The sequence below is a fragment of the Salegentibacter haimaensis genome (genome assembly GCF_054121495.1).
This window is the reverse complement of the sequence record NZ_JBSYGH010000008.1, coordinates 1-2,439: the sequence shown is the minus strand read 5'-3', so window position 1 is coordinate 2,439 and position 2,439 is coordinate 1. Positions and strand designations below refer to the sequence as shown.

Sequence of the window (2,439 nt, the reverse complement as noted above, 5' to 3'; positions counted from 1 at the left end):
TACTTAGGAGACACCAAATTGGTTCCACTGATATCACCCACTACAGGTAGATCATAACTATCACAGGCGGTAACATCATTAATAGGGTCTAGTTCGGGATTATCAATAATTGTAATCTTCACCTCAGTCCTTGGTCCCTCGCATCCATTTATCGTGCAACTTACCCAAAATGAGGTGTCTTCAGTTATTTCTCCAGGACTATATGTATCACCAGTATGTAACAATTCTCCGTTGGTAGCTGCATCATACCATTTAACTTCACCATCACAATCATTTGCTATCAATTCATCATCCCATGAACCACAGGCATCTACATCAGACACAGTAGGTGGATCGGGAGTAAGGTCAAGATCCAATTGAATAGGTCTTCCTGGAAAATCTTTTAGTTCAGATTGTCCAGAGCTACCAGAAGTTCTGGTTCTAATAAATAAAGTGCTAATTTCGAAGCAGGGATTCCCAGGGCCAAATAATGCAGAAATATTCACGGCACCTTCTGCCCATTGATTCGTTGAATACTGGTAATAACCTGCAAACGTACCAGAACTTAATGGCTGCTGATTATAGATTGAATAAGGAACGATTGTTTCAACAGTATTATTAGAAATAAATATGGAACCTGCAGGAAAAGAAGTATAAACATTATAGGCATATCCCCTCCTGGTAATTCCTCCCACCTTCTAATAACCGCCGTAGCTTCGCCTCCTCCCTGAGTAAATTCAATAGTAACTAGGATGTCATTTAGTGTTCGACCTCCATCTATTCCCTCAGAACTAAAAGTCCCAGATGTTGTCCCTTCTCTCACAAGTCGGTTTTGTAAGATCTCAAAATCAATATAACTACTACCATTTGTTACCTCTCGATCGGCTGCAAAAATCATCCATAGATCTGAATCTTTGGCACCTTCAAATTTCACCGGATCCCCAAATGTAAAATGTGCAAAAGCATTTTGAATCTCGTTCTTATTGGGAGAAGATCCTGCTCCCCAGGTATAAGTTCTGGGATCATCATTTATCTTATTGGAACTGGTGAAAATTGTAGGATCATTGTTAGTGATATCATCTCTGAATAAAAATGAGTTGGGATAAATTAATATATTAGGATGTGATTCATGAGTAAATTCTCCGGTGCCTAAAGTTACCGGATTCTGAAAAAATGTAGGACCAAACAACCCGCCTGGATCAGCATTAATACTTGCAGGGGGACTAGGAGCTAATCGTTCAAAAAACAAATCACCTCCTGCAATATCACCTGGTACAGGTAGATTTACATAGGCATTACCATCCACAGCAAAACCACCTTTCGGAGTTTGAACCGGTGCAAGGCCCCTAATATTTTGGGAATGTAATTCTGATGGGAAAATCAAAAATAATAATAAGCCAAAATATGAAAGCCTGATTAAAAATTTAGCATTAAAATTAAAGATGTTAAATAACCATTTGGTCATCTTTAATTTTTTCCATCTCGTTGATGTAATAAGTTCCATAATAATATTATTTTAAAGGTTAGCAATATTACCAGGACACAAGGGCAAGCGTAAATTTGGGTCGATAAGCGAAGTAAAAGATTAAAAAACGACTGCCTTAGGGAGGGCTTACATCATTCTCCGGGGGAAGAAAGTTTGGATACCAGCAGGTATCATCTCATCGGGGGGAGGTGAAAATTTCTAAATAAAATCTAAAAACAAAAGTAAATAAAACTTATTATGAGCGCTCAGGTTTTAACTTCAATAGCGCCTTTTTGACAAATTTTACGGGTTTTCCGGGGGTAGAGTTATTTTTTATAACTATCTGATTTTTATTGTTTTGAAATGGATTTATTTATGTTTATTGCTTGATTTTTATACATAAAGCCTTCATCAAGAAATGAAGGTCTTTCAAAAACAAGGCGGTGACCCCCGATTTGTCCCGATAGCTATCGGGAGGGCTCCCACACATAGCAGTACTCCCGAAGCCTCGGGACGCTAACCGGTTTAACTTTTCTGATGTTAGGTTTGGATTGTAGCTTAAAGATTAGCTCCATTTTTGTTCACTTTCCTCCAAAAAAAAGACCCTTACATTGCTGTAAAGGTCTTTTAAAAAACAAGGCGGTGATCCCTCGACTACCGCTCGGGACAGGCTCTTTTTGGTAGATACCAAATGGCCATAGTCCATATAATAACAAATAAAAAAAGCACCTATCTTTCGATAAGTGCTTTTCAAAAACAAGGCGGTGACATACTCTCCCACAAATAGCAGTACCATCTGCGCTAACGGGCTTAACTTCTCTGTTCGGAATGGGAAGAGGTGAGCCCCGTTGCCATAACCACCTTAAATCGTTGAGTTTGGCATAACACGTCTTCAAACGTCTATCCAACTCCAAATAAGTTGACATATATAAGAAACAAAAAATAGAGGTATACTACAAGGCAAGCATTCAAGTCGCCCCCTTTTATCCTCCCCC

General features: G+C 38.8%; 2 protein-coding genes and 1 rRNA gene. All 3 read right to left on the bottom strand.

All coding sequences use genetic code 11. The features are described from left to right. Nucleotides 1–485 (bottom strand): immunoglobulin domain-containing protein (locus ACW6QP_RS08845; RefSeq protein ID WP_457910509.1); only part of this gene is annotated, 485 nt, incomplete at its 3' end. Nucleotides 486–544: 59 nt separating this feature from the next. Further along, nucleotides 545–1,483 carry a hypothetical protein gene (locus tag ACW6QP_RS08840; protein WP_457910508.1) on the bottom strand — a complete coding sequence of 313 codons (939 nt, stop codon included), beginning with the start codon at nt 1,481–1,483 and terminating at the stop codon, nt 545–547. Nucleotides 1,484–2,200: 717 nt separating this feature from the next. Further along, nucleotides 2,201–2,309 (bottom strand): 5S ribosomal RNA (gene rrf, locus ACW6QP_RS08835). Between the last annotated feature and the right edge of the window lie 130 nt (nt 2,310–2,439).